This is a genomic window from Pontiella sp. (assembly GCF_041622395.1).
Classification (GTDB): domain Bacteria; phylum Verrucomicrobiota; class Kiritimatiellia; order Kiritimatiellales; family Pontiellaceae; genus Pontiella.
Genome location: NZ_JBFJYW010000240.1, coordinates 1 through 5,924, shown reverse-complemented (window position 1 = coordinate 5,924; position 5,924 = coordinate 1). Strand labels below are relative to the sequence as shown.

The following is a 5,924-nucleotide window of genomic DNA, read 5'->3' as shown; positions in this document are numbered from 1 at the left end:
TGCACGACCCCAACGCCCCGATCCCCGACCCCGAACACCAACACGACGACTGCATCCCCAGCGCCCACCGCCACCACAACAAAAAATTGATGCGCATGGGGCTCTTCACCGCGCTCGCCATCGCCATCCACAACTTTCCCGAAGGGCTCGCCACCTTCCTCGCCGCGCTCGAAGACCCGAGCCTCGGCATCCCGATCGCCATCGCCATCGCCCTGCACAACATTCCCGAAGGCATCAGCGTCTCCGTTCCGATTTTCTATGCCACCGGCAACCGCCGGAAAGCCTTCGTTTATTCCTTCCTCAGCGGGCTGGCCGAACCCGTCGGCGCCATCATCGCCTACCTCCTGCTCCACCTGTTCGTTGGCGAAGGCGGCGTCATCCCGCCGCAGGTCATGGGCATTCTTTTCGGCGGCGTCGCCGGCATCATGGTTTATATCAGCGTCGATGAACTGCTACCCACCAGCCGCGCCTACGGCAAAGGCCACGACTCCCTCCTCGGCCTGGTCGCCGGCATGGTCGTGATGGCCATCAGCCTGCTGTTGATGAGATGAAAATATCCCTTGAAAATATGTCTTATCTGATATATTTGCTATAGCTATGAGCCAACAAGGCAAACCGTTAATATGGCTAAAAGGAGAAGTGAAAACGCCTCCATTCAGCAAAGAAGCCAGAATTGAAGCGGGATGCCTGTTGCGGGATTTGCAGGAAGGAATCCAAATCAGCCTGCCCCATTCCCGACCCATGCCATCGATCGGCAGACGGTGCCATGAACTAAGAATTACAGATAAGAATGAAATCTGGCGGATCATTTACCGCTCAGATATAGATGCGATCATCATTGCAGACGTGTTTAAAAAGAAAACACGGGAAACCCCCAAACGGGTCATCGATGAAAGCAAAAAACGATTCATGAAATACGATGAAATCTGTGGAGGTTAAATCCATGAATGCAACCAAACGAAAAAAGCTCGAAGCTGCTGGCTTCGTCGTCGGAGGAACACGGGAATTCCTTGGCCTGACCGATGAAGAAATGGCCTATATCGAGATCAAACGCGCGCTTAGCGAAAATCTGCAAACCCGACGGAAACAACAGAAGTTAACGCAGGTGCAAGCGGCCAAGCTCTTGCATACCAGCCAGAGCCGAGTTGCCAAAATGGAAAGTGCAGACAAGTCGGTATCGATCGACCTGCTCGTCCGCGCAAACCTTGCACTCGGCGCCTCGCCTCGGGACCTCAAACTCGCATTCTGATGCAAAAACCCAGCATCAATCTAAAGAACCGCTGCGGCGTTCGCGTGTTTGAACAATCATTATGAATTTTGACCAACCAAAGAATCTGGATAGTGTTGCGTGAATACTTCCAACATCCCTTTGAACGCCTTCATTTATGAGCCGATCACTGATCTCGGTATCGAAACCTTGATCGACCTCTACGATCAGGTTATGAACCTTACCCTTTCTACAGGAGAAAACCATGTTCCCCGAAGTACGCCTTAGACGCCTGCGCCAGAGCGCCGGAATCCGCAAAATGATCGATGCGCCCCTGCCCGGCCCGGAAAAATTCATGTGGCCGACGTTCGTGGTCGACGGCAAAAACGTCCGCGAAGAAATCGAATCGATGCCCGGCCAGTTTCGGCTGAGCGTTGATGCGCTGTTGAAGGAGCTGGAACCGATCGTCGATTCGGGCGTTGGCAGTGTGTTGCTGTTCGGGCTCGCGGATCCCGCGCAGAAAGATGCCCGGGGCTCGGAAGCCTGGAACGGCGACGGCACGGTCCAGCGCGCCATTCGGCTGATCAAAAATGAGTTCCCCGATCTGGTGGTGGCCGCCGATGCCTGCGTCTGCGCCTATACCGATCACGGCCACTGCGGCCCGCTCACCGATTGCGGGCAGGTCGACAACGATGCCGCCATCGAAAACCTCGCGAAAATCTGCGTGTCGCACGCCGCCGCCGGGGCCGATATCGTTGCCCCGAGCGCGATGATGGACGGGCAGGTGGCCGCGATCCGCCAAGGGCTGGATGAAAACGGTCTGACCGACGCGATCCTGATGAGCTATTCCACCAAGTTTGCCTCCTCCATGTATGGCCCGTTCCGCGATGCCGAAAAATCGCAGCCCGGCAAGGGCGACCGCAAAGGCTACCAGGCCTCGTTCGGCGACCTGCGCACCGCCCTGCGCGAATCGGAGTTCGACGAAGCCGAAGGCGCCGACATGCTCATGATCAAACCCGCCCTCTTCTATCTGGACATCCTCGCCAAGATGCGCGCCGCCACCGACCTGCCGATCGCGGCCTACAACGTCAGCGGCGAATATTCCATGCTCCACGCCACCGCCCAGCGCGGCTGGGGCGACCTCAAAGGCATGGTGCAGGAATCAACTTCGGCCCTCGTCCGCGCCGGCGCCGACATCCTCATTTCCTACTGGGCCAACCAATACAACGAGCTGTTTCGCGATTCATGAAAATCCTGCACACCTCCGACTGGCACCTCGGACGCTCACTGTATGGCCGCAGGCGCTACGACGAGTTCGAAGCATTCCTCGACTGGCTGGCGGAGCACATTGAACGCGAGCAGATCGACCTCCTGCTGATTGCGGGCGATGTTTTCGATACGACCGCACCCGGCAACCGCGCGCAGGAACTCTACTATTCCTTCCTCTGCCGCATCGCCCATTCGGCCACCTGCCGCCAGGTCGTCGTCATTGGCGGGAACCACGACTCGCCCTCGTTCCTGAATGCCCCCAAGGCGCTGCTCGGCGCGCTGCGCGTTCATGTGGTCGGCGCCATCGACCCCCAAAATCCGGAAGACGAAATCGTCGTCTGCCGCAACGCCGAGGGCGTGCCGCAAGCCGTCGTCTGCGCCGTCCCCTACCTGCGCGACCGCGATATCCGCCAAGCCGAAGCGGGCGAATCGATGGACGACAAACGCGCCAAACTGGCCGAAGGCTACCGCGCCCACTACCGCGAAATCGGCGACCGGGCCGAAGCCGCGCGCGGCGACCGCGACCTTCCCATCGTTGGAATGGGCCACTGCTTCGCCGCCGGCGGAACCACCCTGGCCGACGACGGCGTACGCGACCTCAACGTCGGCTCGCTCGACCACGTCGAAGCCTCCGCCTTTCCCGCCAGCTTCGACTATCTCGCCCTCGGCCATCTCCACGTCCCCCAGCGCGTCGCCCAAAGCGACACCCTGCGCTACTGCGGCTCGCCCATTCCCATGGGTTTCGGCGAAGCCAAGCAGCAAAAACTCGTCCTGCAAGTCACCTTCGAAGGCCGCACCCCGCACGTCGAAGAGATTCCCGTCCCCTGCTTCCAGCCGCTGCGCCGCATCGCCGGAACCGTCGATAAAATTCTCGCGGAACTCCAACAGCTCAAGCTCGAAGGCAGCAACGCCTGGCTCGAAATCGAGTATGTCGGCGACGATCTCATCACCGACCTGCGCGATCAGGTCGAAGGGGCCATCGACGGAACCGCCCTCGAAATCCGACGCATCAAGAACAAGCGCGTCATGGATCGCGTGCTCCAGCGCATCGACACCGCCGAAACCCTCGACGACCTCGAACCGACCGACGTCTTCGCCCGCTGCCTCGAAGAACACGAAATCCCCGCCGCCCAGCGCCCCGAACTCGCCGCCGCCTATGCGGAAATCCTCCAAACCCTCGACGAGGCCGACACCCATGCGGAGTAGAGCGGAAAGACCGCTGCGTGAAAAAAAAGCTTAAATGAAAATCCTCGAACTACGTTTTAAAAATCTGAATTCGCTGGTTGGCGAGTGGTGCATCGACTTTACCGATCCGGAATTTGCGGCGGATGGGCTGTTTGCGATTACCGGGCCGACGGGGTCGGGGAAGACGACGATTCTGGATGCGCTTTGTCTGGCGCTGTATGGCCAGACGCCGCGCCTGCCGAAAGTGAACCAGAGCACAAACGAGGCGATGTCGCGGCAGACGGGCGAGTGCTTTGCCGAGGTGCGTTTCGAAACCGCGCAGGGAACCTATCGCGCCTACTGGCATCAGCAGCGCGCGCGCAAAAAAACGGACGGGGCGTTGCAGGCGCCGAAACGCGAAATGGCCGACCAACAGGGAACGGTGCTCGCAACCAAACTGCGGGACGTACAGGAAAAGATCGACGCGGTGGTGGGGATGGGCTTCGACCGTTTCACCCGCTCGATCCTGCTGGCACAGGGGAGCTTCGACTCCTTCCTGAAAGCCGATGCCGATGATCGCTCGCCGATTCTGGAGCAGATTACGGGCACCGAAATCTATACCGAAATCTCCAAGCTGGTGCATCAGCGCAACAGCGCGGAAAACCAAAAGCTGAACGAGCTCAAGGCCGGACTCGGCGGCATCGCCCTCCTCAGTCCGGAGGAGCTGGAGCAGCTCGCCTTCGACCTGCGGCAGGTTCAGGAAACGTACCAAGCCGAAGCCGTCAGGCGCGACGCCGCCAAGGCCGCGATGGAGGGGCTGAAGCGGATCGAAACCCTGACGAATGAGCTGGCGGCGAACCGCGCGGAACAGGCGGCCTGGGCGGAAGAAAACGAAGCCTTCAGGCCCGATGCCGAACGGCTGGCCGCCGCCAAACGCGCCCAGCCGCTGGCGGTCGAATATGCCCGTTTGGCGTCGCTGCGCAACGAGCGGGATAAAACCGGAAGCGCGTTGAAGGCCGCCGCCGCGGCGCTGCCCGGTTTGGAGGAGCAACAGACCCAAGCCGCCCTCCAACTCGAGGCCGACGGTAAAGCGCTGAAAGAAAAAGAGGCCGCGCTGCAGGAGCTGGCCCCCATCCTAAAACAAACGCGCGCGCTCGACACCCAGTTGGCCGGACGCCTGGCCTCGCAGCAGTCGGACGAGGCCGAACTCGAACAGTTGCTCGACGAAGAAAAGGCGTTGCGCGCGAAAGTGGCGGCACATACCGCCGAACTCGAAAAACTCCAAACCCAAGAAGCCGAAGCCCAGACCTATCAGGTTACGCACGCGCTCGACGCCGGGCTGGTGGGCCAACTCTCCGCGATGCTCCAATCCCTGGAACAGCTGGCCAAGCTATCGGCCGAAAAAGACAATGCCCAGGCGACCGCAGAGCTGTCCGAAACCGCAGCACAGCAGGCGGCGGAAACCGCCGCCGAGGAGCAGCAAACGCTGGCCGCCGTGCAGACGGAGTTTTCGGCGGCCACGACGGCGCTGGAAAAAATCCAGCGCGAACTTGCGCCCTTGCGCGACGGCACCGATTGGCGCACCCGGATTGAAGCCCTTCGGCAACGGGTCAAGATCGAGCAACGGATGCTGGAAACCCGGAAGACCCTTTCGGGTAAAACCGCCGAAGCCGCAGAAGCGGAAAAGGAACTGATCCAGCAAAAGAACGAGCAGGAAGGACTCCGGCGCGAGCAGGTGCTTGTTTCCGAAAACCTGCTGCTGCAGCAAAAGATCGAAAGCCTCGAAGCCGAGCGCGCGGCGCTGGCCGATGGCCAACCCTGCCCGCTTTGCGGCGCGCTTGAGCATCCTTATGCCGCCGGACTGCCCGACCGCGAAACGAGTTCGCTGGAAAAGATCAACGCCGCGCTCTCCGCGCTTGGCCAACGCATCAACGCGCTGAGCGAAAACGTGGCCGCCGCCACCGCCGACAATAAAACGCTCAGCGCCGCGCTGCGCAATGATGAAGCCGAACTTGAAACGCTCCCGCCCGGAGATGCGCAGGCGATCGAAAAAATCGCCGCCCGCATCGCGCAAATCGAGACGCTGGAGCGCGACGAGATCGCGGCCAAGACCGCGCTGGACGGCGCGCGCGAAGCCGTCGCCCGGCAAACGCTTACCGAACAAGGCGCGCGGCAGCACGCCCACTCCGCAACGGAGAAAGCCGCGACCGCAAAAACCCAGGAACGCACCGCCGAAGCCGCGCTGACCGAAGCCCAGGCCCAACTGCGGCAAAAGATCGAGCCG

6 protein-coding genes are annotated in these 5,924 nt (G+C 60.8%); all 6 read left to right on the top strand.

What is annotated here, in order from left to right; translation table 11 throughout:
• Positions 1-551, top strand: a 551-nt coding sequence (zupT, locus tag ABYO54_RS13010; protein ID WP_372808681.1) for a zinc transporter ZupT, incomplete at its 5' end; no start/stop codon positions are given.
• Between the two features lie 46 nt (positions 552-597).
• Positions 598-939: a type II toxin-antitoxin system RelE/ParE family toxin gene (locus ABYO54_RS13005; RefSeq protein ID WP_372808680.1), complete on the top strand. Its 342-nt coding sequence runs from the start codon at positions 598-600 to the stop codon at positions 937-939.
• Between the two features lie 4 nt (positions 940-943).
• Positions 944-1,249, top strand: coding sequence for a helix-turn-helix domain-containing protein (locus ABYO54_RS13000; protein ID WP_372808679.1), 306 nt, complete (start codon positions 944-946; stop codon positions 1,247-1,249).
• 223 nt (positions 1,250-1,472) lie between these two features.
• Positions 1,473-2,456: a porphobilinogen synthase gene (gene hemB / locus ABYO54_RS12995; protein WP_372808678.1), complete on the top strand. Its 984-nt coding sequence runs from the start codon at positions 1,473-1,475 to the stop codon at positions 2,454-2,456.
• Positions 2,453-3,682: an exonuclease SbcCD subunit D C-terminal domain-containing protein gene (locus tag ABYO54_RS12990; protein WP_372808677.1), complete on the top strand. Its 1,230-nt coding sequence runs from the start codon at positions 2,453-2,455 to the stop codon at positions 3,680-3,682. Before hemB ends, ABYO54_RS12990 begins: the two co-directional genes overlap by 4 nt.
• Before the next feature lie 34 nt (positions 3,683-3,716).
• Positions 3,717-5,924 (top strand): AAA family ATPase (locus tag ABYO54_RS12985; RefSeq protein ID WP_372808676.1); only part of this gene is annotated, 2,208 nt, incomplete at its 3' end.

What these genes read in the sequence shown, in the direction of transcription:
- ABYO54_RS13005 (WP_372808680.1), top strand. Translation starts at nt 598, where the DNA reads ATGAGCCAACAAGGCAAACCGTTAATATGGCTAAAAGGAGAAGTGAAA.
- ABYO54_RS13000 (WP_372808679.1), top strand. Translation starts at nt 944, where the DNA reads ATGAATGCAACCAAACGAAAAAAGCTCGAAGCTGCTGGCTTCGTCGTC.
- ABYO54_RS12990 (WP_372808677.1), top strand. Translation starts at nt 2,453, where the DNA reads ATGAAAATCCTGCACACCTCCGACTGGCACCTCGGACGCTCACTGTAT.
- hemB (WP_372808678.1), top strand. Translation starts at nt 1,473, where the DNA reads ATGTTCCCCGAAGTACGCCTTAGACGCCTGCGCCAGAGCGCCGGAATC.